Source organism: Pseudomonas sp. CLCA07 (assembly GCF_053615335.1).
The window spans coordinates 1,759,332-1,783,831 of record NZ_CM132131.1 but is presented as its reverse complement, the minus strand read 5'-3'; the positions used below and the strand labels follow the sequence as shown (position 1 = coordinate 1,783,831).

General features: G+C 59.5%; 22 protein-coding genes. 7 read left to right on the top strand and 15 right to left on the bottom strand.

The features are described 5' to 3' along the window. Positions 1-17: 17 nt before the first annotated feature. From ACWGZX_RS08130 to ACWGZX_RS08100, 7 genes are all read right to left on the bottom strand, one after another. Positions 18-1,115: a DUF1513 domain-containing protein gene (locus ACWGZX_RS08130; RefSeq protein ID WP_452627959.1), complete on the bottom strand. Its 1,098-nt coding sequence runs from the start codon at positions 1,113-1,115 to the stop codon at positions 18-20. A 14-nt stretch (positions 1,116-1,129) separates the two neighbouring features. Continuing rightward, entirely contained in the window at positions 1,130-2,194 is a 1,065-nt protein-coding gene (locus tag ACWGZX_RS08125; RefSeq protein ID WP_452627958.1) for an imelysin family protein, read from the bottom strand. 27 nt (positions 2,195-2,221) lie between these two features. After that, on the bottom strand, positions 2,222-3,649 hold the full coding sequence (locus ACWGZX_RS08120; protein ID WP_452627957.1) for a di-heme oxidoreductase family protein: 1,428 nt from the start codon (positions 3,647-3,649) through the stop codon (positions 2,222-2,224). A 308-nt stretch (positions 3,650-3,957) separates the two neighbouring features. Next, the gene (locus ACWGZX_RS08115) at positions 3,958-5,310 is read right to left on the bottom strand and encodes an imelysin family protein (RefSeq protein WP_452627956.1); all 1,353 of its coding nucleotides are present in this window, start codon (positions 5,308-5,310) and stop codon (positions 3,958-3,960) included. Between the two features lie 233 nt (positions 5,311-5,543). Further along, the gene (locus tag ACWGZX_RS08110) at positions 5,544-7,595 is read right to left on the bottom strand and encodes a putative bifunctional diguanylate cyclase/phosphodiesterase (protein ID WP_452627955.1); all 2,052 of its coding nucleotides are present in this window, start codon (positions 7,593-7,595) and stop codon (positions 5,544-5,546) included. A 1,271-nt stretch (positions 7,596-8,866) separates the two neighbouring features. Next, on the bottom strand, positions 8,867-9,700 hold the full coding sequence (locus ACWGZX_RS08105; protein ID WP_452627954.1) for an IS3 family transposase: 834 nt from the start codon (positions 9,698-9,700) through the stop codon (positions 8,867-8,869). Beyond that, positions 9,697-9,993: a transposase gene (locus tag ACWGZX_RS08100; RefSeq protein WP_452624858.1), complete on the bottom strand. Its 297-nt coding sequence runs from the start codon at positions 9,991-9,993 to the stop codon at positions 9,697-9,699. Before ACWGZX_RS08100 ends, ACWGZX_RS08105 begins: the two co-directional genes overlap by 4 nt. A 713-nt stretch (positions 9,994-10,706) precedes the next feature. Here ACWGZX_RS08100 and ACWGZX_RS08095 point away from each other — a divergent pair. Then, entirely contained in the window at positions 10,707-11,078 is a 372-nt protein-coding gene (locus tag ACWGZX_RS08095) for a DUF6124 family protein (protein ID WP_452627953.1), read from the top strand. 236 nt (positions 11,079-11,314) lie between these two features. On the opposite strand, the gene ACWGZX_RS08090 is transcribed toward ACWGZX_RS08095, so the two are convergent. The 3 genes from ACWGZX_RS08090 to ACWGZX_RS08080 all read right to left on the bottom strand — a co-directional run bounded on the left by ACWGZX_RS08090 (position 11,315) and on the right by ACWGZX_RS08080 (position 13,097). Continuing rightward, positions 11,315-11,911 (bottom strand): superoxide dismutase, encoded by a 597-nt coding sequence (locus tag ACWGZX_RS08090; protein WP_095133215.1) that lies wholly within the window; start codon positions 11,909-11,911, stop codon positions 11,315-11,317. Between the two features lie 176 nt (positions 11,912-12,087). Further along, positions 12,088-12,690, bottom strand: a complete 603-nt coding sequence (locus ACWGZX_RS08085) for a LysE/ArgO family amino acid transporter (RefSeq protein WP_109634398.1) — start codon at positions 12,688-12,690, stop codon at positions 12,088-12,090. Between the two features lie 5 nt (positions 12,691-12,695). Next, positions 12,696-13,097, bottom strand: coding sequence for an ACT domain-containing protein (locus ACWGZX_RS08080; protein WP_452627952.1), 402 nt, complete (start codon positions 13,095-13,097; stop codon positions 12,696-12,698). A gap of 96 nt (positions 13,098-13,193) precedes the next feature. On the opposite strand from ACWGZX_RS08080, the gene ACWGZX_RS08075 reads away from it, so the two are divergent. From ACWGZX_RS08075 to ACWGZX_RS08065, 3 genes are all read left to right on the top strand, one after another. After that, on the top strand, positions 13,194-14,087 hold the full coding sequence (locus ACWGZX_RS08075; RefSeq protein ID WP_223520286.1) for a LysR family transcriptional regulator ArgP: 894 nt from the start codon (positions 13,194-13,196) through the stop codon (positions 14,085-14,087). A 55-nt stretch (positions 14,088-14,142) separates the two neighbouring features. Then, positions 14,143-15,135, top strand: coding sequence for an NAD-dependent epimerase/dehydratase family protein (locus tag ACWGZX_RS08070; protein WP_223520288.1), 993 nt, complete (start codon positions 14,143-14,145; stop codon positions 15,133-15,135). Between the two features lie 118 nt (positions 15,136-15,253). Continuing rightward, positions 15,254-16,129 (top strand): ATPase, encoded by an 876-nt coding sequence (locus ACWGZX_RS08065; RefSeq protein ID WP_452627951.1) that lies wholly within the window; start codon positions 15,254-15,256, stop codon positions 16,127-16,129. A gap of 156 nt (positions 16,130-16,285) precedes the next feature. On the opposite strand, the gene ACWGZX_RS08060 is transcribed toward ACWGZX_RS08065, so the two are convergent. Next, complete coding sequence (locus ACWGZX_RS08060; RefSeq protein WP_452627950.1) at positions 16,286-17,803, bottom strand: MDR family MFS transporter; 1,518 nt, start codon at positions 17,801-17,803, stop codon at positions 16,286-16,288. Positions 17,804-17,881: 78 nt separating this feature from the next. Then, positions 17,882-19,075, bottom strand: coding sequence for a 4-hydroxybenzoate 3-monooxygenase (pobA, locus tag ACWGZX_RS08055; RefSeq protein WP_452627949.1), 1,194 nt, complete (start codon positions 19,073-19,075; stop codon positions 17,882-17,884). 178 nt (positions 19,076-19,253) lie between these two features. Between pobA and ACWGZX_RS08050 the strand changes: the two genes are divergently transcribed. Continuing rightward, positions 19,254-20,150: a helix-turn-helix domain-containing protein gene (locus ACWGZX_RS08050; protein ID WP_452627948.1), complete on the top strand. Its 897-nt coding sequence runs from the start codon at positions 19,254-19,256 to the stop codon at positions 20,148-20,150. Between the two features lie 9 nt (positions 20,151-20,159). On the opposite strand, the gene ACWGZX_RS08045 is transcribed toward ACWGZX_RS08050, so the two are convergent. Together ACWGZX_RS08045 and ACWGZX_RS08040 are read right to left on the bottom strand one after the other, a co-directional pair. After that, positions 20,160-20,336, bottom strand: coding sequence for a hypothetical protein (locus ACWGZX_RS08045; RefSeq protein ID WP_223520297.1), 177 nt, complete (start codon positions 20,334-20,336; stop codon positions 20,160-20,162). Between the two features lie 359 nt (positions 20,337-20,695). Next, positions 20,696-21,601 carry a LysR family transcriptional regulator gene (locus tag ACWGZX_RS08040; protein WP_452627947.1) on the bottom strand — a complete coding sequence of 302 codons (906 nt, stop codon included), beginning with the start codon at positions 21,599-21,601 and terminating at the stop codon, positions 20,696-20,698. Positions 21,602-21,831: 230 nt separating this feature from the next. Between ACWGZX_RS08040 and ACWGZX_RS08035 the strand changes: the two genes are divergently transcribed. Further along, entirely contained in the window at positions 21,832-22,719 is an 888-nt protein-coding gene (locus ACWGZX_RS08035) for an MBL fold metallo-hydrolase (protein ID WP_452627946.1), read from the top strand. A 44-nt stretch (positions 22,720-22,763) separates the two neighbouring features. Then, positions 22,764-23,378, top strand: a complete 615-nt coding sequence (locus ACWGZX_RS08030) for an NAD(P)-dependent oxidoreductase (RefSeq protein WP_452627945.1) — start codon at positions 22,764-22,766, stop codon at positions 23,376-23,378. A 129-nt stretch (positions 23,379-23,507) separates the two neighbouring features. On the opposite strand, the gene ACWGZX_RS08025 is transcribed toward ACWGZX_RS08030, so the two are convergent. Continuing rightward, positions 23,508-24,389, bottom strand: coding sequence for a LysR substrate-binding domain-containing protein (locus ACWGZX_RS08025; protein WP_452627944.1), 882 nt, complete (start codon positions 24,387-24,389; stop codon positions 23,508-23,510). Positions 24,390-24,500 lie beyond the last annotated feature (111 nt).

The window sequence follows — 24,500 nt, the reverse complement described above, 5'->3', positions numbered from 1 at the left end:
ACAAAGGTAGCGTGTGTTTAGATGAGATGCAGGTGGTTGTCCCAAAGCCCCGCCGGCAGCTCAAGGGGGGTTGCAACAAGGTTGGTCTGGCGGCAATCGTAGTAGCGGCAGCGGCCCTGGCCCGAGGTCACGACAAAACCATCGGCCACGGCGCCTACCCCGGCGCAATCGGGAAGTGGTGCATCCAGGCGTACTTCGCCGCTGTCCAGGTCCCAGATGAAAAAGCGGTTACCCCGGGGGGCGGTCAACGCCACCAGGCGCAGATCGCTGTGCACCGCAACACTGGCGGTGTAATGCCTCATCGCCTGCAACTGATGCTCGGGCACCGGAAAGGCCACGAACGGCTGGCCGGGACGCTTGATTGCCAGCAGTTCTGATGACTCGTGGGACGGCCCCATGAATTGCTGACCGGCAACGATGGTGCCGTCGCTGGCGATTCCCAGATGCCGCACGCTGTTCATCTGCTGGGCGAGGGTTTCCTTGCTCAACAAGGTGCCGTCGCGCTGCATCAGCACCAGGCTTGGCTTCATGGCGTTGAGGTTCATGTCGACCCGGCTTTCGGCCTCGGTGCGAATGCCGCCGTTGGCCACGACCAGGGTTTCACCATCGGGCATCCACGACACCTGATGCGGGCCGAGGCCATGGGTGGAAATCTCGCCGCTGTGTACCAGTCGCTCACCCTCGAACTTATACACACCCAGCAGGCCGCGACCCGGATCGGACGTGTCATTCTCGGTGGCGTACAGCCAGTCGCCGCTTTTATGAATCACTGCGTGACCGTAAAAATGCCGGTTCGGCTGCGAGGTCACGGTTTGCAGTAACGTGCCATCACGCAGGTCGATCAAGTAACTCTCGGTACCCGGACGGCGGGCGACAAACAACGCAATCGACAGCGTCGGGTGATTGATGATGTCGTGGCAGCGCTGGCCGACCTGGGTGGCGAACACCCGGGTGCCGTCCAGCCGATAGCCGACGGCGTAATGCTTGCCATCGGTATCGTCCCGCGCCGACAGCAGCAACGGGCTTTTGTCCTTTTGCTTGAACAGCGTCCAGCCGCCCAGTGTCACTGCTCCTAGCAGCAAGCTACCTAAAGTCAGAGCCTGACGTCGCAGCATGGCACTCGTCCTCATCAGTCACCGTCGTTGGCGTTGAAGCCCAGTTGAATGCCCAGCGCCTTGGCCAGTTCGCCTTCGTGCAAGCGGTGAACAGCGTTGAGGCTGTCGTAGAGATCGTTCAGTTGCTGGCGACCGGCATCGTCGTTGAGCATTTCGGTGAGCGAACGCTGATTGCTGGCGAACAGTTTCAGCGACGCGGCATAAGCGGTATCGATCTTGTCGGCTAACGGTTTCTGCTCGTTCGGCAACAGACCGCGCAGGCCTTTGTTGTCGACGCCTTCCCACACGGTTTTGGCGGCGGCGAGGCTGGCTTCCAGGCCGGTCAGGGACGACTGGCTGCGCCATGCATCGGCCTGGAACGGTTGCGGTACACCCTTTGTCTGACGGCCCATCGGCGTGCCGAGTTTTTTCTTCAGACTGTCGAGGGCAGTGACCTGCACGCGCAGCAGATCGGCGATGGCTTCGTGGGAGTCGGCGTAGCGCTGGTTCGGGAACTTGCTCATTTGCGCGAGCATGCCGTCGGTGTTGTTCCAGCTCTGCAGAATCTCTTCGGCCAGTTGTTTCTGACGCTCGCCAATCGCCTTCAGCAGTGGGCAATATTTGGCTTTTTGTGCGTCGTTGGCCACGTCCGGCTTGCTGTCGAACAGGATGTATTCATAGGCCGAGAGGCCCTGAACCACAACGCTGGACTTGGCCAGGGCGGTGGCATCGATCTGCGGCTGCGCCGTCACCAGTTGCTCGACCTGACGGCCGACCAGGTTTTTCTTGTCCGGCCAGAACTGCACCTGCCACGAACGGTTGCCCTCGGCCAGCGGCCCGATCAGCAGCGGTTGCAACTCGGCCCAGGCTTTCTGCGCGTGCAGGAAGTCGGCGCGGGCGGTGCCGAGGTTTTCCTTGCCTTCGCAGTAGGCGAGGGCGCTGACGGCCAATTGACGGTCGGCTTCAACCCAGCGGGTGTAGGTCGGCAAGATCACCGATTTGGCGATGGCGGCCGACGTCACGGCTTGCGGGTCCTGCGGTGAGCAGGCGCCCAGTGCGAGTGCTGCAAGGCTGGTGAACAACAATTTGGGACGGAACATGTCGGGCTCCCGATTCTTTATAAGTGTTTAAAGTGAGTTCAAAAACGCCAGCAACGCAGCGCGCTGCTCGGCATTGAAAGACAAAACCTGTTGCTGCGCAGCCTGAGCCTCGCCGCCATGCCAGAGCACGGCTTCGAGCAGATTGCGCGCGCGGCCATCATGCAAAAACTGGGTGTGGCCACTGACCGCTTGCGTCAAGCCGATGCCCCACAACGGCGGGGTGCGCCAGTCGCGGCCACTGGCCTGGAATTCAGTGCGGTTGTCGGCCAGACCGTCGCCCATGTCATGCAGCAGCAGATCGCTGTACGGGCGAATCACTTGATTGGCCAGTTCAGGTTCGGCGGCGTTGGCGGCGGTGGTGTATTTCGGCGTGTGGCAGGACTGACATCCCGCCTGGAAAAACAGAGTCTTGCCGGCCAGCACTTGCGGCGCACTGACATCGCGGCGGGCCGGTACGGCGAGGTTACGGCTGTAGAACAACACCAGACGCAGGATGTTGTCGCTGACTTCTGGTTCACCGTCGGGGCCGGTGCCATTCGGCGCCTGTTTGCAGGCAGTTTGCGCGTCTGTGCAATCGTCGACGGGCTTCAGGCTGGTGGTCAGGCCCATGTCGCCGGAAAACGCATGTACATTCTGTTGATTGAGGTTCGGTTGCCCGGCTTTCCAGCCAAATCGTCCGAGGACGGTCTTCTGCTGCATGTCATCCCAGACCCGGTTCGGGCGTCCGGCGATGCCCTTTTTGTCCTTCGCCTGCGCCTCGGCATTGGCCAGGATCGCCTCGTCAGGTATGGCTTCGAGTAAACCCAGGCCAATCATTGGCGGGGCGACGCGCGCCGAAAAACGGGTATCGGGGTGCATCGGGCCGTAGCCCAGTTGGGTGATGTTCAGGCTCGGCTTGCGCAGCTCGACTTCAGTACCGTCCTTGAATCGCACTGGAACGGGCGTGTAATCGACGCGCACTTTGCCTTCCGGGGTTACGCCGGGTACGGCCATGTCCTGGAATTGGCCACCGTAGACAGGCTCAGGCACCACGCCGAGCTGCTCGATGACGTTGGCATAGGCCGGTGCATCGGGGATCGACAGGCGCACCAGCATCGACACGGCATTCGCTGCGTCAGGTGTTGGCGGGTGGCCGCGACCGTCCTTGATGTGGCAGCCCTGACAGGCGTTGGTGTTGAACAGCGGGCCGAGGCCGTCGCGGGCGGTGGTGGTCGACGGGGCGATTACCCAGGGGTTGCGGAAGAAACTGTTGCCGACGCTGAAGTCCACGCGCCGTGACGGCGGCAGGTTGGCGGACGGCAGGGAAAACGAGTTCTGATCAGTCTTGCGCACGGTCGCGCTGCCACCGGACCGGGCTTCACCGGGTTCGGCCTTGGTAAAACGCGGGGAGTCATCGCAGGCACTCAGGCACAGGGCCAGCAACAGTGCGGACAAGCGAAGAGGCAGCGGGGGCATCAGACATCCTGCAAGACAAGCAAAACAAGGGCGCAAAGTCTAACAGGGCAGGGGAGTTTGAATAAGAGGAATTATCGTTTACTTGATGTGGGGCAGGTTTATCTGGAACCGGTGATCCTTGTGGGAGCCTGTGTGGCGAGGGGGCTTGCCCCCGTTCGGCTGCGAAGCAGTCGTATAGATTTGGGGCCGCTTCGCGACCCAACGGGGGCAAGCCCCCTCGCCACACAGGCTCGCACACAGGGGGGTTGTGGTTTGGCAGGTATGAAAAAGGCGACCCGCAGGTCGCCTTCTTGTTCAGCCAGCGTTGATCAGAATTCGTGATCAGCGTTGTCCGGGTTCAGGTCGCTGATGCCCAGTTTGCCAGCGGCGGCTTCGATCGAACCGGTCTGCTTGACCAGGGAAGCGATCGCGTCACGGACGATCTGGTTGCCAGCGGTGTTGCCGGCAGCGATCAGCTGGTCGTAGTGCTCACCCTTGTTGGCGTGATCGACGATGACCTGCATCTTGGCTTCGGTTGCAGCCAGGTCGGCTTTGAGCGCGGTGTCGGCAGCCGAGTCGGCCTTGGCCACCAGGGACGACAGGCTGGCGCCGGTCATTTTGGTGCCGTCGACGCGGGTGTACTCGCCCAGGTAAACGTTACGAATGCCTTTGGCATCGTAGAACTGCGAGTTATGGGTGTTGTCGCTGAAGCAGTCGTGTTCGTCTTCCGGGGAGTTGGCTTCCAGGGAAACCTTCATGCGCTCGCCCGCCAGTTCGCCCAGGGACAGGCTGCCCATGCCGAACAGCATTTTGCGCAGGCCCGAATCAACCGGTTCGGCTTCCAGGGTGGCGCGGTAGTTGTCGGCCACGTTTGGCTTCCAGTTACCGACCATTTCTTCCAGGTCGTTGACCAGCAGTTGGGTCACGGCCTTCAGGTAAGCGCGGCGACGATCGTTGTGACCGCCGGTTGCGCCTTTGCCTTCCAGGTAGTCGGAGGCTGGACGGTTGCCGGCGCCAGGGCCGGTGCCGTTCAGGTCCTGGCCCCACAGCAGGAATTCGATGGCGTGGTAGCCGGTGGCGACGTTGGCTTCTGAACCGCCCAGCTCGTTCAGGCTGGCGAGTTTTGCCGGGGTGATGTCTTTCACGTCGATCTTGTCTTCGCCGACCTGAACCTGGGTGTTGGCGATGATGTTGGCGGTGGCGCCCGGGTTACCCAGTGCGTGTTCGTAGGATTTGTCGACGTAGTCGATCAGGCCTTCGTCCAGTGGCCAAGCGTTAACCTGACCTTCCCAATCGTCGATGATGGTGTTGCCGAAGCGGAACACTTCGCTCTGCAGGTAAGGAACGCGGGCAGCAATCCAGGCGGCCTTGGCGGCTTTCAGGGTGTCGGCATTCGGCTTGGCGAGGAAGGCGTCAACGGCGGTTTGCAGGGTCTTCGCGGTGGATTCGGCATCGCTGTAAACGGCGAAGACGATGTCGGCGTAATTCGCGACAACGGCTTTGGCGGCGGCTTCATCGACTTTACTGACAGCGGCAGGGGCGACAGCAGGTGCTGGTGCAGCAGCGGCAGTGCTGGCGGCCGGAGCAGGCGCGGCGGCGGTCTTGTCTTTTCCTTCGCCGCAACCGGCGAGGGAAATAGCGATGGCCAACAGACTGGCGGTAGCCAGAGGCATACGAATCATGGCGAACATCCTGCTTCAAGAGGGGTGGACTGGCGCTTCACGCGCGCAAAACTGCGACATAATGCAAATCTTTCGCATTATGTGTAAAGAGTGCAGGTGGAAATATTTCTTATTCACGCGGACGTTGTGTCGTGGATCAAAAGATCGCAGCCTCGTTTCACTCGACAGCTGCTACAGACACACGCGGTCCTGTAGCAGCTGTCGAGTGAAACGAGGCTGCGATGTTCGGAGACCTACAAAATAGCCGCGTTACTGCGCTGGGCCTGTTTCAGGTAGGCGCTCAATTCCCGTGCTGGCAACGGTTTGCTATAGAGGTAGCCCTGACCTTCGTGGCAGCCTTCGGAGATGATGTAGGCCTCTTGCTCGGCGGTCTCCACGCCTTCGGCAATCACTTGCATGCCCAGGCTCTTGCCCAGTTGGATGATCGCTCGAACGATGGTTGCGTCGTCGTCGTCATCGAGCAGGTCTTGTACGAAGCTCTTGTCGATCTTGATCTTGTCCAGCGGCAGGCTTTTCAGATAGCTCAGTGACGAATAGCCGGTGCCGAAGTCATCGATGGCGATCAACGCGCCGGAGCGACGCAGGCTCAGCAGGTGCTGGGCGGCCGTGCTGATGTCTTCCATCAGGCCGGTTTCGGTCACTTCCAGTTCCAGGCTGCGCGGTGGCAAGCGGTACATTTGCAGCAGATTATTCACCACTCGCGGCAGCTCGGCATGGTGCAGCTGTACGGTGGACAGGTTCACCGCCATGCGCAGGTCGGGGAAGCCCTGATCGTGCCAGTCGCGCAATTGCTTGCAGGCCTGATCCAGCACCCATTCGCCGATGGCAATGATGGTGCCGTTCTGCTCGGCCAGCGGAATGAACAGATCGGGAGGCACCATGCCATGTTCGGGATGCTGCCAGCGAATCAACGCTTCGACGCCCACCACCCGGTGATCGCGGTAGCTGATTTGGGGTTGGTAAACGAGGTAGAACTGATCGCGGGCCAGCGCATCGCGCAGGTCCTTCTCCAGTTCGCGACGACGGCGCATCTCGGTGTCGACGCTGGCGATGTAGAACTGATAACGGTTGCGCGAGCGGGTTTTGGCCAAGGTCATGGTCTGCTCGGCTTTTTGCAGCAGCTTTTCGGTGCTGTCACCGTCCTCGGGGAACAAGGTGATGCCGATGGTCGCACGTAGTCGGATTTCCTGATGATCGAGGGCAAACACCGCTTCCAGATCATCGAGAATGCTTTGCGCCAGTTCGGCCGCTTCGTAAGGTTGTTCGATATCGGCCTGGACCAGGGCGAACTGGTCACCGCCCAGACGGGCGAGGGCGCCGAGGCGGCCACTGTGAGCCCGCAAGCGATCGGCCAAGGCCAGCAGAAGTTGGTCGCCGGCCTGGTAGCTGAATTGTTCGTTGATGCCTTTGAAGTCGTCCAGACCGACCACCAATACCGCGACCCGCCGTTGCAATTTGCCGGCATCGATCAGGATCTTGTCCAGTTGTTGCTGCAATTGCTGGCGGTTCGGCAAGCCGGTAAGGAAGTCGTACTGGGCCATGCGCAACAGGCTGTTTTCCGCTTCGTGGCGCAGGTGGGTGTTGCGTTCGATGGATTCGAGCAACTGGTTGGCGGTGTTGATCCAGATCCCCAGTTCGTTCTTTTCGTGACCCTTGAGCTGCGGAATTTTGTGTTCGCTGGGGCGATCAGGATTGATTTCGGTCAGGTGCTGGATAATCCGCGACAACGGTTTGGTCAGCAGCCAGTGATACACCAGGTACAGCACCAGGCTCATGGCCATGGCGCGTAATACGCCGGAGATGAAGATGATGACCGAGCTGACGATGAACCCTTGCCCGTAGGTGGCGGTGTCGAGGGTGATGCTCAGGTCGCCGTAATATTCACTGTAAGGGCCGCGACCGACCAGTTGGGTGGTGAAGGTGCGTTCCTTGCCAAGGATCAGGTCGGTCAGCCAGCGGCTGTCTGAATGCTGCAATTCGCGGGTTTTTTGCGCGAGCATGGCTTCGTTGGGATGGCCGATGGAGGCCTGGCGCACGGCGTCGTCCTGGAACAGGCCTTCGATCACTTGCATGCCCATTTCCCGGTCAAGGCTGTAGACGGCCTGGGTCGAGGGGTCGCGGAACATGTCGAGGATACGTTCGGCATCGTTGGCTACGGCCTGGCGCGTCTTATAGGCGTCGAAAACGATTTGCGCACAGCTCAAGACCACGCCGACGATCAATGCCGACAGGAGGACGACCCGGAGCAACTTCACCGACAAGCTGTTCTTGAGTTCCAGCTTCAAAGGGTTATTCCTTGTTCCGTGCGGGTAGCATCAAGTTGCCATGAGTATTGGCAATCCCGTGATGGCAGTCAAAGGGACAATCCATTACAGGGGGTTTTGCCTGTGGGCTTGGCCGATATACTGTTGTCTGGGGTATTTATCCTATTAGTACTGTGTCGGTAGTTGGGTCCTTCAACTTGAGGGGATTGGGATAATTTTTCCTTCTCGGTTGATGGTAGTCGGCTATGGCGGCGCGGCAAGGGGGGTAAGGCTGGTTTCATCGTCGGAAATTGCCCCGTTTTTTACTGATGTACGCCGTTTAAACTGTAGGAGCTGGCTTGCCAGCGAAGGCGGTCTGACAGCCGACCATGATTTTGAATGGTGTACATATCCATTCCTGCGGTAACGGCCACTTAGGGTTTCGCCCTTACGGCGCCTCACTTTTTTTTCAAACGCCAAAAAAAAGTAAGCAAAAAAAGGCTCGCCCCGAGCGTCCGGCCCCTCGCTAAGGCTCGGTGTTCCTTCGCTCCGGTATCCATCCGGGGACACTGCCCTCCGGTCGGCTTCGCTTCGACCTACATGCAGCGTGTTCGACTGCGTCGAACGGCGCTGCGCGCCACTCCCCGGATGCACACCTCCACTCAGCCTCCCGAAGGGGCGGGTGGATCAAGATCAAAAGCTGAAGGCGAGCTAACGCTCGGCCTGATGAGTGGTGAGGAGCAAGGGCTGTACGCCGATCTATTGTGGGAACTGCCTTGCCTGGAAGGCGGCCTGACAGCCGACCAATTTCCAGCAGATATACACCATTCCCCTGTAGGAGCTGGCTTGCCAGCGAAGGCGGCCTGAAAGCCGACCAATTTCCAGCAGATGTACACCATTCCCTTGTAGGAGCTGGCTTGCCAGCGAAGGCGGCCTGACAGCCGACCAGTCTCCAGCAGGTGTACACCATTCCCCTGTAGGAGCTGGCTTGCCAGCGAAGGCGGCCTGACAGCCGACCAATTTCCAGCAGATGTACACCATTCCCCTGTAGGAGCTGGCTTGCCAGCGAAGGCGGCCTGAAAGCCGACCAATCTCCAGCAGGTGTACACCATTCCCTTGTAGGAGCTGGCTTGCCAGCGAAGGCGGCCTGAAAGCCGACCAATCTCTAGCAGATGTACACCATTCCCTTGTAGGAGCTGGCTTGCCAGCGAAGGCGGCCTGAAAGCCGACCAATCTCCAGCAGGTGTACACCATTCCCCTGTAGGAGCTGGCTTGTTGGGGTCCAGTTTTTTTGGACCACTCTGTAGGAGTTTTTAGGCCGCCTGCTGCTCAAAGAGAGCCGGCGGCAGGTTATTCGAAGCGGTGTGGCAACGACGATGGTTGTAATGCGACACAAAATCGATCACATCCTTCTCCGCTTCGAAATGGTTCTGGTAGCCGCTCTCCGGCATCCAGTCATGCTTCAATGTTCTGAAATAACGCTCGACCACCGCATTGTCCCAGCAGTTTCCACGCCGGCTTACGCTATGCACGATCCGGCTTTCTTCCAGGCATGTCGCGAAGCGGTCAGAGGTGTACTGGCAGTCTTGGTCTGAGTGGAACAACAGCTGCGGCATCGGACGACGCAGCGCAACTGCCAGCTTAAGGGCTTTGATGGACAAGTCCGTGTCAGCCGTCCTGGAACAGGCCCATCCCACAATTCTGCGTGAAAAAAGATCCATCACTACCGCCAAATACAACCAGCTATCCCTCACTTTGATGTAGGTGATATCACCCGCCCATAGCGTGTCCGGCTGGACTGGATTAAAACGACGATCAAGTATGTTTGGTGCCGTGACTCCGGGCTTGGTGGCGCGGCGATAGTGGGCATAACGCGGTCGACGTCTGGCGAGTTCCAAAGTATTTATCAAGGAGCGCATTCGGTGACGCCCAATGAAAACACCACCTTTTCTCAGCTCCTTGGACAACCCGCGCGCACCCAGTGCTTCGCGATGCTCCTTATGTACCGCACGAATTTTCAGCTCCAGGTCCTTCTCGATAACACGCGGCAACGCAGGCTTACGCTTCGCGTAAAAGCTACTGCGAGCCAAACCCAGGACCGAGCACATACGTCGAATCGACATTGCTCCTCTAACGCCATCAATCACTTGGTTCGGTTGAACAGAACTTTCAGATGAGAGGGCAATTGCTTTTTTAAGACATGATTCTCGGCCTCAAGCAGGGCCAATTTTGCCTGCAACGACTCGATCATCTGCTGATCTTGGGGCCGGGAGGCCTGCAAAATCCCCGCATGCTCCCGGCGCCAGTGCAAAACCCATCGGCGTAGAGCTGTGGGCCCCACGCCTGTAAGCTCACAGGCTTTATGAATGGAGCATTTCATCTCCACAACCAAACGAATGGCCTCCGCTTTTTCCTCAGGACTAACAACCCGATATCCCATGATGCTTCCTTAGGTCGATACTCCTACATCATGGTCCAAAAACATTGAGCCACAACAGCTTGCCAGCGAAGGCGGCCTGAAAGCCGACCAGTCTCCAGCAGGTGTACACCATTCCCTTGTAGGAGCTGGCTTGCCAGCGAAGGCGGCCTGACAGCCGACCAATCTCCAGCAGATGTACACCATTCCCCTGTAGGAGCTGGCTTGCCAGCGAAGGCGGCCTGAAAGCCGACCAATCTCTAGCAGATGTACACCATTCCCTTGTAGGAGCTGGCTTGCCAGCGAAGGCGGCCTGACAGTCGACCAATCTCATTCTGCCGCCCCCCGACTGATCGTTCCCACGCTCCCCCGTAGGAATGCCGCCAGGGACGCTCCGCGTTCCATTTTTGAGTGTTGAAAGATGTGTAAGAAACACAGAGCTTTCCCACGCATTTTTCAGGTTGCCGGGTAGGAAGCGGTCTCTCTAACCTCTGGCTGTCGCTGAAACCTCAGCGACCGGGTGTGAGAGCCCGGCAACTTATGGTCATCCAGTGTCTGTACACGCATAATCGCCGCCAGCTTACTTGCTGCCGGTAAATGCGTTATGGCGGCTGTGTGCGGGCGGACTTCGGTCCGGCCGGGTGTCCATAACCGGTCTTCTCACCTCGCACATAGCTGCCACCTCTTCGCCGTGTGAGAAGCGGCAAGTGGAGGCTCCAACGCTGGAGAAATTTTCAATGGACAAATTGATTCCCGATCCACCCTTCAACACCACAACTCCTGACGCCGAAGACACCCGGTCCGAAGCGCTCCTGCGAGACCGCGAAGCTATAAAACGCGCCCTCGACTACTACCTCGATCCCCCATCGCAATACACCGAAAAACCCCGCCGCCCCAGCACGATGTACATGATCGCTCCCAACATGGACACCGAAAGTCTCCTGGCCCAAGCCTGCGAGTCATTGGCCTCCGCCAGTGTCATGACCAGCGATTTCGCCGCGAACCTGATCGGCCCGCAGCGCAATACGGTGTTGGCGATCCAGCAGATCATCATGCTGGCTGAGTTGGCGGTGAACCGGGCCTTGGATAACGTCGATCCGCAGGGCTAATCAAAGACCGCGTCATTGTTCATCGTCGGAACGCCGCCCGGAGCCGGCTCACTCCCACAGGGAATCGATGTCAGACACAAACATTGTGTTCACCTAGATCAACTGTAGGAGTGAGCCTGCTCGCGATGGCGGCAGAGCAGTCGACTCAGTTCTCTAAGTCGCACAACGCTCTCGAACATTTCCCAAACCCATAAAAAAACCCGGCATAAAGCCGGGTTTTTTGACTGGCGTCGAGCTTAAGCGGTGAAGGTTTTGCCTTCGAACTGCTCAGCCACGAATTTCCAGTTGACCAGGTTCCAGAACGCTTCGACGTACTTCGGACGAAGGTTGCGGTAGTCGATGTAGTAGGCGTGTTCCCAGACGTCGCAGGTCAGCAGCGGGGTGTCGCCGTTGGTCAGCGGGTTGCCGGCGCCGATGGTGCTGGCCAGGGCCAGGGAACCGTCAGCCTTTTTCACCAGCCAGCCCCAACCGGAACCGAAGGTACCGATGGAAGTCTTGCTGAATTCTTCCTTGAACTTGTCGAACGAACCGAACGCAGCATTGATGGCATCAGCCAGCGCGCCGGTTGGTTGACCGCCGGCGTTTGGCGCCAGGCAGTTCCAGTAGAAGGTGTGGTTCCAGACCTGAGCGGCGTTGTTGAAGATACCGCCCGAGGAAGATTTAACGATTTCTTCCAGGGTCTTGCCTTCGAACTCGGTGCCTGGCACCAGGTTGTTCAGGTTCACGACGTAGGTGTTGTGGTGCTTGTCGTGGTGGTATTCCAGAGTTTCCTTGGAAATGTGCGGCTGCAGGGCGTCGTGTGCGTAAGGCAGCGGCGGCAATTCGAAAGCCATGATGATTCTCCTAATCAGGTCAGTTGCGGTGAGCGCAAGGCCGATCACGGGCGGCCAGACAAGCGCCGGGGAGTTTGTACTCTTTGCGGCGCAGGGAATCGGATCATAGCACCGGGGGTGCTGCATAACCACGCAACAACTGTGTGGAATAGAGGTTCCAGAGCCATTTGGAATAATCAGGGGGCGACGATTAATTGAAAGGCCACTGCAAACATCATCACCGCCACCAACAGATCGAGAATCCGCCAGGTGCTCGGCCGCGCGAGCCAAGGCGCCAGCCACGCCGCGCCCAACGCCAAGGTGAAGAACCACAGCAACGACGCACTCGCCGCGCCCACGACATAAGCACCAGGCTCGGTTTGTTGCGCACCGAGGGAGCCGATCAGCAAAACCGTGTCCAGATAAACGTGCGGGTTAAGCAGTGTCACCGCCAACGCACTGAGCATGACGGCGCGCAGTGAGCGAACGGTTTGGTTTTCTCCTTGTTGCAGGCTCTGTTTCGAGCAGGCGCGGCGCAATGCCTGGCTGCCATACCAAATCAGAAACACCGCGCCGCCCCAGCGGGCAACCGCCAGCAATGTCGGGTTTTGCGCGAGCACGGTCGCCAGACCGAACACGCCCGCGGCGACCAACAATGCATCGCACGTCACGCACAACGCCGCCACCGGCAGGTGATGTTCACGACGAAGACTTTGCGCCAGCACAAACGCATTCTGCGTGCCGATCGCCATGATCAGCCCGGCGGCCACTAGCAGGCCGTTCACATAGCTTTGCCACATAAGGTTTACTCCGCGTTGGCTGCAAGGTCGCGCAGCACGTGCAGTGCGCGTTCGGCGTCGGCCTGACCGACAAACAGGTGATCGTGGTAGTAACCGGCGATCACGTTGCAACTGATGCCGGCCTTGCCTAACGCGGTGGCGAAGGCGGCGGTCAGACCGACGGCTTCCAGCGCCGAGTGAACATTCAAGGTGATCCAGGCCGCGACGTAGTCGAAGCTGAAACCGGCTTGTTCGGCGTGGGAACGTTCCAGGATGACGGTCAGACCTTCCTGCTCGCGAAAGCTGCCGACGATCTCGAGGCCCGCCGGCAGCTTGCCGTCGCGCAGGGTGCAGAACACGTATTCGCCGGCGTTGAGTTGCGGGCTCATGCTGCGCAGCAGGGTTGCCAATGATGTTTCGCCAGCCATGTCGGTGTTCCTTGTTCAAGAGATCTTGATGGGCATTCTCCGTTGCAAACCTGTATAAGAAAAACCAATCATGCTGATCGCTCATTAGGAAAACTGATGTTCGACTACAAATTACTCTCTGCCCTGGCCGCCGTGGTCGAGCAGGCCGGTTTCGAACGGGCCGCGCAGGTGCTCGGTTTGTCGCAATCGGCGATCTCCCAGCGGATTAAGCTGCTGGAGGCGCGGGTCGGCCAACCAGTATTGGTTCGGGTCACACCGCCCACCCCGACGGAAATCGGTCGGCGCCTGCTCAACCATGTGCAGCAGGTGCGTTTGCTGGAGCGCGACTTACAGTCCCTGGTGCCGGCGCTGGATGAGGAAGGCCTGCCGGAGCGCCTGCGCATCGCGTTGAATGCCGATAGTCTGGCCACGTGGTGGGCGCAAGCGGTGGGCGACTTTTGTGCCGAACAACACCTGCTGCTGGATCTGGTGGTCGAAGACCAGACCGTCGGCCTCAAACGCATGCGTGCCGGCGAAGTGGCGGCGTGTGTCTGCGCCAGTGAGCGCCCGGTGGCCGGTGCTCGCAGCGTTCTGCTGGGGGCCATGCGTTATCGGGCGTTGGCCAGCCCGGCGTTCATCGCGCGACATTTCCCGGAAGGCGTTCGCGCCGACCGACTGGCGAAAACCCCGGCGCTGGTCTTTGGCCCGGATGATTTCCTACAGCATCGCTACCTTGCTTCGCTGGGTGTGGATGGCGGTTTCGAACACCATTTATGCCCCTCCTCTGAAGGCTTCATTCGCTTGACCGAGGCCGGTCTCGGCTGGGGGCTGGTCCCGGAATTACAGGTGCGCGAGCAACTGGAACGCGGTGTATTGAGGGAGCTTTTGCCAGATAAGCCCATCGACGTGCCGCTGTACTGGCATCATTGGCGCAATGGCGGTCAACTTCTGGGGTTGTTGACCGATCAATTGGTGCGTTCGTCGAAGCAATGGCTGGTGCCGTTGGATTGACGGACAGCGTCAAGACCTCTCGAAATACGCAAAACGAAAGACATCGGAGCACTACATGAAAATTCTGGTCACCGGCGCAAGCGGCTTCATCGGCGGACGTTTTGCGCGTTTCGCCCTGGAGCAGGGCCTGGACGTGCGGGTCAACGGTCGCCGGGCCGAAAGCGTCGAACACCTGGTGCGCCGTGGCGCGGAGTTTATTCAGGGCGACTTGAGCGACCCGGAACTGGCGCGCGACCTGTGTTCAGACGTCGAAGCCGTGGTCCATTGCGCGGGGGCGGTGGGGCTGTGGGGGCGCTATCAGGACTTTCATCAAGGCAACGTCCAGGTCACCGAAAACGTGGTCGAGGCTTGTCTGAAGCAGCGCGTTCGTCGGTTGGTGCACTTGTCCTCGCCGTCGATCTACTTCGATGGCCGCGATCACTTGGGGTTGACCGAAGAACAGGTGCCCAAACGTTTCAAACATCCCTACGCGGCGACCAAATTTCTGGCCGAGCAAAAGGTCTTCGGCGCCCAGGAATTCGGCCTCGAAGTCCTGGCGCTGCGCCCGCGTTTCGTCACGGGCGCGGGTGACATGAGCATTTTTCCGCGATTGCTGAAAATGCAGCGCAAAGGACGCTTGGCAATCATCGGTAATGGCCTGAACAAGGTCGATTTCACCAGCGTGCAAAACCTCAACGAAGCCTTGCTCAGCAGTTTGCTCGCCAGCGGCTCGGCCTTGGGCAAGGCCTATAACATCAGTAATGGAACGCCGATTCCATTGTGGGATGTAGTCAATTACGTCATGCGCAACATGGAAGTCCCACAAGTGACGCGCCACCGTTCCTACGGTTTGGGTTACACCGTCGCGTCGCTCAACGAAGGGGTGTGCAAACTGTGGCCGGGGCGTCCCGAGCCGACCTTGTCGCGCCTGGGCATGCAGGTCATGAACAAAAACTTCACCCTGGACATCAGCCGCGCCCGGCATTATCTGGACTACGATCCGAAAGTCAGCCTCTGGGCCGCCCTCGATGAATTTTGCAGTTGGTGGAAGGCTCAGGACATCCGCTGACGTTACAACCCCGACTGCCAGCACTGAACCGAGTTGGGTGTAGAGAGTCAATCGGTGCGGCAGTGGGGGTTATACTCGCCGCATAAAGCCATCACCGCGTTCCACAAAGGTTGACTCAATGTCCATGCGTAACGATGCCAACGACGATTTCGAGAATGTACCTAGCCTGCGTGCTGACAGCCTCGACGATGATGATTTTCCGCCCACCGTTCGTACACGCGTGCATTCGCGGCCGGTGCCGGCGGTCCAAGTCAAAAGCGCCAGCACCGGCCCGCTCTGGGCATTGGTCGGCGCGTTGTTTATTGCGTTTGCCGGCCTTGCCTGGTGGAGTTTTCAGCAGATCTCGCTGATGGAACAACAACTGGTAGCGACCCAGGAAAGTTTCGCGCGTATCAGTGAAGAAGCGGCGGGGCGTTTGCAGGACATTTCCGGCAAGGTCGTCGCCAGCCAGACCAACGTCACCAGCGACAGCGAAGCGCTGAAACTGCAAATCAAGGACCTGGAATCCAAACTGCTGGATCAAGGCAAACAGCAGCAAGGCGTTGTCGGCCAGGCTTCCGATCTGGACAAGCGTCTGGCGCAGATGACGGCACAAACCAGCGATCTGGATAAGCGTCTGGCGCAACTCACCGCCCAGGACACCGAGCACCAGACGGCCAATACGCAATTGCAGGTTCAGGTCAAAGCCTTGAGCGCTGAGTTGACCGCCCTGAAAAGCGCGCCGGACGACAGCAGCAAATTCGACGCTCAGCTCAAAAGCCTCGGGGCCGACATTGTCGCGCTGAAAAAACAAGGCAACCCAAGCGCCGCTATCGAGCGTCTGGAGCAAGAGATGATTGTGCTCAAAAGCGAGCAGGACAACCGCCCGGCTGCGCAAGGCGCCACCAATACCGCCGAGTTCGACGCGTTCCGCGGTCAGGTCACCCGCAACATCAACACCCTGCAGGCGCAGATCCAGAATCTGCAGCAGCAGCTGCGCGCCCGGGGGCAATAGCCTGGCCGATCAACACCTGTAAGGTTGAGGACAAGCATGTCTACCTGAAAAAGGTCGGGCATTTTCTGGTGGCTGTCGGGTATTACAGCCCTTGATTCTCAGTGACTGATATACCGCTTTCGCGAGCAGGCTCGCGAAGGCCGCAACTCGGTCCAATTATCGAACCTTGTCCTCACGCCCCCGCAACAACATATTCGGCATCGCAACCGCCGCCGCCAGCCCCAGCAGCGACACCGCCGCACTCACCATCAGCAAATGCCTGAAAGTCAGCAACAATTCAGCGCGCAAGGCGTTTTGGGCCTCCCCCGGTGCGGCGTTCAAGCCGTCGAGCAAGACATTGCCCGAGCTGCCCTCGGCAATCAGCGACGAACCGGCGATGTGGGCAAAGCTGGAGTCCTGCAACAACGCCAGCAGCAGCGCCGACATCAACGCCACCCCCATCGCGCCGCCCAGCGAGCGGAACAGGTTGGTGGTGCTGGTCGCGACGCCGATATCACGCTGTTCCACCGAGTTCTGCGTGCCGACCAATGACGTCGGGAATTGCATGCCGCTGGCGATCCCGCACAACAACATAAACAGGCTACTGAGCCAAAAAGTCTGCGGTGGGCTGAATGCCATGCCCAGAATCGCGATCGGCATGAGCGCTGCACCGGTCAGGATCATCGGTTTGTAGCGGCCGGTCACCGAGGTCCGGCGTCCGGCAAAGTACGCGCCGATCGGCAAACCCATCGCCAACGGCAACAGGTGCAGCGCAGCGCTGTCGGCCCCGGCGCCAGTGACACTCTGGAAGCGCAGCGGCATCAGCACGATCAGCGAGATCGCCTGGAAGCTGGTGAAGAAAATCGTGCACCAGCACAGGATCGCATTGCGATTGGCGAACAAATGCATCGGCAGCAACGGTTCCCGCGCTCGGCGTTCATGCCAGACGAACACCCCAAGCACCAGCACCGCACAGGCAAACAGTCCCAGCACTTCGGCGCTGCGCCACGAATGACCTTGGCCGACTTGAGTGATGCCCAGCAACAACGCGGTCAATCCGATGATCATCAGCAAGGTGCCGAGGTAGTCGATGATCGGCTTGCGCTGCGGCACCGGCAGCCCGACCAGTGTGCGATTGGCCACCAGCCAGGCCCCAACGCCCAGCGGCAGATTGATCAAAAACACCCAACGCCAGGACAAGTACTCGGTCATGTAGCCGCCAAGCACCGGGCCCGCCACGCTGGCCACGGCGTACATGCTGCTGAAATAGCCTTGATAGCGCCCGCGCTCCCGGGGCGGGACGATGTCACCGATGATCGCCTGACTGACCGAAATCATCCCGCCCGCGCCGATGCCTTGAATAATCCGCGCAAGGACCAATTGCTCCATGCTCTGGGCCATGCCGCAGAACAACGAAGCGAGGGTGAACAGCCCCATACCGAACAGCATCAGCTTGCGACGGCCATACAAATCGCCGAGCTTGCCGTAGATCGGCACCGCCACTGTCATCGCCACCATGTACCCGGAAATCACCCAGGCCAGAAGGCTGACATCCTTGAACTGGGCGGAAATCGCCGGCATCGAGACGGCGACGATGGTCTGGTCCAGCGCGCCGAGAAAGATCGCCAGCATCAGGGCGATCAGCACGCTGCGAATGGCCGGTTTTGGCATGTCAGGCTGGTGGAGATTGGTCACGGTAAAACCTGCGGACAGTGATGGGCCCGCAAGGAACGAGGCGAGCGGCAATGCTCGCCAGTGTAAGTCGATAGCAGGCTATTCGATAGCCTCGTACGGAATCCCAACGTAATTTTCTGCAATGGTTTTTCGACCGGCTTCGGAGCCGACAAAGTAGTCCAGCTCCGACTCGCTGATGCGCTGACTGAAGGCGTCATGGTCGTCGAAGCGGTGCAGCATCGAGGTCATCCACCAGGAGAAACGCTCGGCTTTCCACACCCGGCGCAGACAGATTTCGGAGTATTTCTCCAGCAAGTCCACGCGTCCCTCCCGGTAAACCTTCAACAGAATATTGAACAGCGTACTGACGTCACTGGCGGCCAGGTTCAGGCCTTTGGCGCCGGTGGGTGGGACGATGTGGGCCGCGTCGCCGACCAGGAACATCCGCCCGAACTGCATCGGTTCGACCACAAAGCTGCGCAATGGCGCGATGCTTTTTTCGATGGATGGGCCAGTGACTAACGACGCTGCCAACGCTTGCGGCAGACGCGATTTCAGCTCATCCCAGAAACGCTGATCAGACCAGTCCTGCACCTGATCCTCGGCCGGTACCTGGAGGTAATAACGGGTGCGGGTTGCCGAACGCATGCTGCACAGGGCAAAGCCGCGCTCGTGGCGGGCATACACCAGCTCTTCGTGCACCGGCGGCGTGTCGGCAAGAATGCCGAGCCAGCCAAACGGGTAGACCCGCTCGAACACCTTGAGACAGTCGTCCGGGATCGATTGGCGCGCCACGCCATGGAAGCCATCGCACCCGGCGATGTAGTCGCAATCGAGGCGATACGTCTCGCCATCCTTCTCAAATGTCACAAAAGGTTCTGCGGTTTTCATCCCGTGCGGTACGACATTGCTGGCGTTGTAAATCGTCTGCGCGCCGGCCTCCCGACGAGCGGCCATCAGGTCGCGGGTGACCTCGGTCTGGCCATAAACCATCACGGTTTTGCCGCCGGTCAATGCGTGCAGATCGATGTGCACCTGGCGACCGTCGAGCGCCAGTTCGAAGCCGGTGTGCACCAGCCCTTCGGCATCCATGCGCTGACCCACCCCGGCCTGACGCAACAGCTCTACCATGCCTTGTTCAAGGACGCCGGCACGGATGCGCCCGAGCACATACTCCGGGGTCTGGCGTTCAAGAATGAGGGTGTCGATGCCGGCGTTGTGCAGCAATTGGCCGAGCAGTAAACCGGAGGGGCCGGCGCCAATGATGGCGATTTGGGTCTTCAGCGTTTTCATTGTTTTTAAGACTCGCAAGCTCCACGCGACCACGGCCGGTGAATTATTTTTATGAATCGAGTGCTTGCATTTTTCTCTTGCGAGTCTGTCAATTGAAGGGGAAAACTGAGCGGATACCTGTACATTCTGCCAATCGGTGCGATTATCGCCCGTAACCCACGAGGCCTGGATTGAAGTGATGAACAAGCCTGACCTGCCTTCGATTCCAGTGTTCAAGCTCTATGGTGAAAGCCTGGACTGGCCAACCCCGGACTTGTTGCACTGCGAAACCATTTCCAAACGCAGCCGCGAACACCAGTGGGAAATCAAACCCCACCGCCACGCCGATTTGTGCCAGTTACTCTTCGTCTTCAAAGGTCAGGCAGAGCTTGAAATCGAAGGTAAACGCACGCAACTGACTGAGCCTGCAATCCTGATCCTGCCGCCGTTGTCGGTGCATGGTTATCGGTTTTCCGAGGACGTCAAAGGGTTTGTATTGACCCTGGCCGCGCCGCTGGTTGCCCATTTGCAGGCGCAACTGGGCAACTCGGTGAATGCGCTGGCCCAGCCCGAAAGCTACCCGGCGGGCAAGGACGGCGACTACCTCAACAGCCTGTTTTCAGCACTGCAAGACGAATACACCGGTCACCAGCCGGCGCGTGAAATGCTCATGCATTCACTGGTCAGCGTGATCATGGTCTGGGTCAGCCGACAGGTGATCACGCGCCGCAACGCCAGCCAGCGTCCGCAGCGCGCCCGGGAATACCTCAACGGGTTTATTCAACTGGTGGAAGAGACCTACCGCCAGCACGTCAAGGTCGAAGACCTGGCGCATCGGCTGGGGATTTCCGTGTCCCACCTCAACGGCACCTGCCGTGAGTTGGCGGGACAACCGGCGTTGCAGATCATGCACGAGCGGCAATTGCTGGAGGCCAAGCGTTTGCTGACCTACACCAGCATGACCATTTACGAAATGTCCGACGTGTTGGGATTTTCCGATCCGACCAACTTCACGCGCCTGTTCCGGCGTCGAGTGGGGATTTCGCCCAAGGCGTTTCGCGACCGCTTGAAGGCCGATCAGGACAACGAGGCCTGATCCCCTTCGTCACCGCAGGGCGTTGAGGGTCGCGTTGTGGGGGATGCAGCGTTCGAAGTTGCAGCTCGCAAACTCGCGGGGCAGTAGACGCGCTTGCTCGACCCGCCAGGCCGCGGTGCCATACAGCGCCAGCGTCACCGCGCAGGTGATGAAAATGGTGAGGTACCTTCTCGTTTTGATGTTCATGGCGTTGACCCCTGAACGAATACCCTTGGGTATTACTTTGAGCATAGGTCAGCGCCACTGAGTTGCCATTAAAACGGCATCGCCTGTACCCCTTGTAGGAGCTGGCTTGTCGGATCGCCGCACCGCAGCGAAGGCGCCATCACATCCAACATTGATGCTGACTGACAGTCCGCTTTCGCTGGCAAGCCAGCTCCTACAGTTTGATAGGGGACGCCACAGCCTATGGGGTTCGACACCAATCCCCTGTAGGAGCTGGCTTGTCGGATCGCCGCACCGCAGCGAAGGCGCCATCACATTCAACATTGATGCTGACTGACAGTCCGCTATCGCTGGCAAGCCAGCTCCTACAGGGGGGGTGTTTACAGGCCGATATCCCACGCAGGTGTTTCCGGGAATCTTGAAACCAGAAAATCCAGCAGGCTGCGCAGCGCCGCCGGCATGTGTTTGCGTGAGGCGTACACCGCGTAGATGTTCATCTGCCGAGGCTCGGCCTGGGGCAGCAGGCGGATCAGTTCGCCGCTGTGAATATGCACGCCCGCCTGATAACTGGGCAGCATCGCCACCCCCGCGCCGGCCATCGCCGCGCGCAGCAACGTGCTGGCTTCGTTGGCGCTGATGTTGCCTTGCACCGGTACCGAGACCGGTTCGCCGTCCTCCTCGAAATGCCAAAGGCTTTTGCCGAAGTAGGAATGGGTCAGGCAGTTATGCCGGCTCAGATCCTCCACCCGCTGCGGCGTCGGATGTTCGCGCAGGTAAGTGGGGGAGGCGCAGATCACCGAGCGGCAGACCGTCAGCCGCCGGGCAATCAGGTTCGGGTCCAGGTCGTTGCTGGTGCGAATCGCCAGATCAATGCGTTCATCCACCAGGTTCACCGTGCGGTCGAGCATCTGCATGTCGATGCTGACGCCTGGGTAACGTTTGACGTAGGCCGCCATGGCGTCCGCCAGTTGTGCCTGACCAAACGAGGTGCTGACACTGATTCGCAACATTCCTCGTGGCGTATCGTCCGGCTCGCTGACGGCGGCTTGCATGTCCGTGGATAAGTCGAGCATCTGCCGACAGCGGGGCAGCATCTCGGTGCCGGCGGCTGTCAGGCTCAGCTTGCGGGTCGTGCGGTGCATCAACCGGGCGCCGAGCCAATCCTCCAACTCCGCCAGATAGCGCGAAACCACTGGTCGCGACAGGTCCAGTTGGTCGGCGGCGGCCGACTGGCTGCCGAGGTCGACCACCGTGACGAACACTCGCATTGCTTGTAGACGATCCATGATTTGCACGCTTTCAGAAACAAACTATGTTCCAGCATCGCATTTTTTGTACTGAGTCATGCAACTAAGCTCTGTCCCACCGTAGGAGCTGGCTTGCCAGCGAAGGTCGTCAACGATGACGCGTGCAGGCTGGATGAACGCGGCGCGCTGGAATGCTTCGCTGGCAAGCCAGCTCCTACGAAGGGCGAACCGCATCGCCCATTTAAAGCCATCGGACAACGGAGCAACACATGATCGGTTTCACCACCCTCAAGCGCATTTTGCTGGCCACCGCCACGCTCGGCTTCGCGGCCCATGCGGCGGCAGCCTCGACCCTGACGCTGGATGTCTACAACCCCGGCGACAAGGCGATCTTCCCGGTGACTTCAGTGCTGGTCAGTGGTGAGAAGGAGGCGATTCTGGTGGATGCGCAGTTCGGCAAATCCCAGGCCGAACAGGTTGTCGAGAAAATCCGCGCCAGCGGCAAGCAACTGACCACCATCTACATCAGCCACGGGGACCCGGATTACTACTTCGGCCTCGACACCCTGACCGCTGCGTTCCCCAACGCCAAAGTGCTCGCCTCGCAGCCGACCGTGGACCACATCAAACACACCGTCGACGGCAAACTGGCGTTCTGGGGACCGAAAATGGGCGCCGACGTACCGGCGAAAACCATCGTGCCCCAGGTACTCAAGGGCGACAGCCTGATGCTGGAAGGGCAGAAGTTGCAGGTGGTGGGACTGGAGGGGAAACAGCCGGATCGCACCTTTGTCTGGATTCCGTCGATCAAAGCGGTTGTCGGTGGGGTAGTCGTGGCAGAGAACATCCACGTCTGGATGGCCGACACGCAAACCCCGCAGTCTCACGCCGATTGGTTGACTACGCTGCACTCGATCGAAACCTTGAAACCGAACACCATCGTGCCGGGGCATTACCTCGGTGACAGCGCTCGCTCCCTGGCGGCCGTGCAGTTCACGGCGGATTACATCAAGGCCTTCGACGAGGAAACTGCCAAGGCAAAAGATTCCACCACACTGATCGCCGCGATGAAAAAACGCTTCCCGACGTTGGGCGAAGAAAGCTCGCTGGAGCTGAGCGCCAAAGTCGCCAAGGGCGAGATGAAGTGGGGGGAATGATCGTTCCGCATGCACTAATTCACCTGAGCCAACTGGAGAATGTCATGAGCAAAATCGCAATCATCGGGGCCACCGGCCGTGCCGGCAGCCAACTGTTGGAAGAGGCGCTGCGTCGTGGTCACAGCGTCACCGCCATTGCCCGCGACACGTCGAAAATCGACCAGCGTGCCGGTGTGGTCAGCAAGAACGTCGACGCCCTGAATGCCGAAGCGTTGCAAGCAGCTGTTGCGGGTCATGACGTGGTAATCAGTGCCGCGCATTTCTCGACGCTTCCCGCCGCTGCCGTGATCGGACCGGTGAAAAAGGCCGGGGTGAAACGTCTGCTCGTGGTCGGCGGTGCCGGTTCGCTGTTGTTGCCGGATAGCACCCGCGTGATCGACAGCAAGGGCTTTCCTGACGAGTACAAGGCCGAGGCGGGTGCCGGTGCTTTGTTCCTTGAGAACTTGCGTCAGGAAAACGAGCTGGACTGGACCTTCCTGTCACCGTCGGCGGAGTTTGTCGAAGGTGAGCGCACCGGCGTGTTCCGGATCGGCAAGGATGATTTGCTGGTGAGCAGTGCAGGGCGCAGCTGGATTACGTTTGCCGATTATGCGATTGCGATGATCGATGAAGTGGAAGTGCCGAAGCACTCTCGCCAGCGGTTCGCAGTCGGTTACTGAGTTGACCTAACCCTTGTGGGAGCGAGCCTGCTCGCGAAAGCGATTGTTCACTCAGAACAGATGTCGACTGACCCACCGCATTCGCGAGCAGGCTCGCTCCCACAGAGGGCGAGTCAAGGCTTTCGGGTTTCAGCGCGCCTGAGCCTGTTCCACCAACCACCCCAACAATTCCTGCAACTTCGGCGAAGGTGCGGGCTTTTGCGGCAATACCAGGTAATACGCCAACCCCGTCTTCACCTTCAGTTCAAACGGCATGACCAGCCGCCCGGCGCTCAAGTCATCGCCAATCAACGACCAGTCTCCGATCGCCACACCCGTCCCTTGGGACGCCATCGACATCGCCAGGTCCAGGGTTTCGAAGTGCTGACCCTTGCTGACATTACTCAGGCGAACATTGGCCGTGGCCAGCCAGGCTTTCCAGTCCCGCTCATCACGGGTGGGGTGCAGCAGCATGTGCTGCTCAAGATCTTCGGGTGTCAGCAACGGCACCGGACCTTCGAGCAACGGCTTGGAGCAGACCGGTGTCAACTGCTCATCGAACAGGCGTTGAGACACCAGTGCACTGTCCGGCGGCGCGCCGTACATCACCGCCGCATCGAACTGTTCGCGATGAAAATCCACGCCGTGCTTGACCGTGGTGGTCAGTTCCACCGGCACGTCCGGACGCTCCCGTTGCCACTGCAAAAGACGCGGCAACAGCCAGCGCATGACGCACGTCGGGGCCTTGAGTTGCAGGGTTTCGCGCTTCTGGCCGATCTGTTCGACCGCCTCGTCGATCAGCCCGAAAATCTGCTGAACCCGTGGCAGCCATTCGCGTCCTTCGGCCGTCAGATCGAGGCCGCGAGCCTGGCGGATAAACAGCTCATAACCCAGATGATCTTCCAGCCCGGCGATCTGTCGGCTTACCGCGCCTTGGGTGATGTGCAGCTGTTCGGCGGCACGGGTGAAATTGCAGCACTGCGCGGTAATCAGAAAGCTGTAGAGCGCCGACAGGGGAGGCAGTCGTTTCATTGGGATCCAAGGTATGACGTGAGGACATGGCTAGTATGACTTTTTATCCATTGTTGCGGCTACGTGTCGCCCGTTCCAATGAGGCCATCCCTGGACCTGCCCACCCATCAT

Excerpts from the sequence above, each read along its gene's own strand:
- ACWGZX_RS08130 (WP_452627959.1), bottom strand. The coding sequence starts at position 1,115 with ATGCTGCGACGTCAGGCTCTGACTTTAGGTAGCTTGCTGCTAGGAGCA.
- ACWGZX_RS08125 (WP_452627958.1), bottom strand. The coding sequence starts at position 2,194 with ATGTTCCGTCCCAAATTGTTGTTCACCAGCCTTGCAGCACTCGCACTG.
- ACWGZX_RS08120 (WP_452627957.1), bottom strand. The coding sequence starts at position 3,649 with ATGCCCCCGCTGCCTCTTCGCTTGTCCGCACTGTTGCTGGCCCTGTGC.
- ACWGZX_RS08115 (WP_452627956.1), bottom strand. The coding sequence starts at position 5,310 with ATGATTCGTATGCCTCTGGCTACCGCCAGTCTGTTGGCCATCGCTATT.
- ACWGZX_RS08100 (WP_452624858.1), bottom strand. The coding sequence starts at position 9,993 with ATGGGATATCGGGTTGTTAGTCCTGAGGAAAAAGCGGAGGCCATTCGT.
- ACWGZX_RS08095 (WP_452627953.1), top strand. The coding sequence starts at position 10,707 with ATGGACAAATTGATTCCCGATCCACCCTTCAACACCACAACTCCTGAC.
- ACWGZX_RS08090 (WP_095133215.1), bottom strand. The coding sequence starts at position 11,911 with ATGGCTTTCGAATTGCCGCCGCTGCCTTACGCACACGACGCCCTGCAG.
- ACWGZX_RS08085 (WP_109634398.1), bottom strand. The coding sequence starts at position 12,690 with ATGTGGCAAAGCTATGTGAACGGCCTGCTAGTGGCCGCCGGGCTGATC.
- ACWGZX_RS08080 (WP_452627952.1), bottom strand. The coding sequence starts at position 13,097 with ATGGCTGGCGAAACATCATTGGCAACCCTGCTGCGCAGCATGAGCCCG.
- ACWGZX_RS08075 (WP_223520286.1), top strand. The coding sequence starts at position 13,194 with ATGTTCGACTACAAATTACTCTCTGCCCTGGCCGCCGTGGTCGAGCAG.
- ACWGZX_RS08070 (WP_223520288.1), top strand. The coding sequence starts at position 14,143 with ATGAAAATTCTGGTCACCGGCGCAAGCGGCTTCATCGGCGGACGTTTT.
- ACWGZX_RS08065 (WP_452627951.1), top strand. The coding sequence starts at position 15,254 with ATGTCCATGCGTAACGATGCCAACGACGATTTCGAGAATGTACCTAGC.
- pobA (WP_452627949.1), bottom strand. The coding sequence starts at position 19,075 with ATGAAAACGCTGAAGACCCAAATCGCCATCATTGGCGCCGGCCCCTCC.
- ACWGZX_RS08050 (WP_452627948.1), top strand. The coding sequence starts at position 19,254 with ATGAACAAGCCTGACCTGCCTTCGATTCCAGTGTTCAAGCTCTATGGT.
- ACWGZX_RS08045 (WP_223520297.1), bottom strand. The coding sequence starts at position 20,336 with ATGAACATCAAAACGAGAAGGTACCTCACCATTTTCATCACCTGCGCG.
- ACWGZX_RS08040 (WP_452627947.1), bottom strand. The coding sequence starts at position 21,601 with ATGGATCGTCTACAAGCAATGCGAGTGTTCGTCACGGTGGTCGACCTC.
- ACWGZX_RS08035 (WP_452627946.1), top strand. The coding sequence starts at position 21,832 with ATGATCGGTTTCACCACCCTCAAGCGCATTTTGCTGGCCACCGCCACG.
- ACWGZX_RS08030 (WP_452627945.1), top strand. The coding sequence starts at position 22,764 with ATGAGCAAAATCGCAATCATCGGGGCCACCGGCCGTGCCGGCAGCCAA.
- ACWGZX_RS08025 (WP_452627944.1), bottom strand. The coding sequence starts at position 24,389 with ATGAAACGACTGCCTCCCCTGTCGGCGCTCTACAGCTTTCTGATTACC.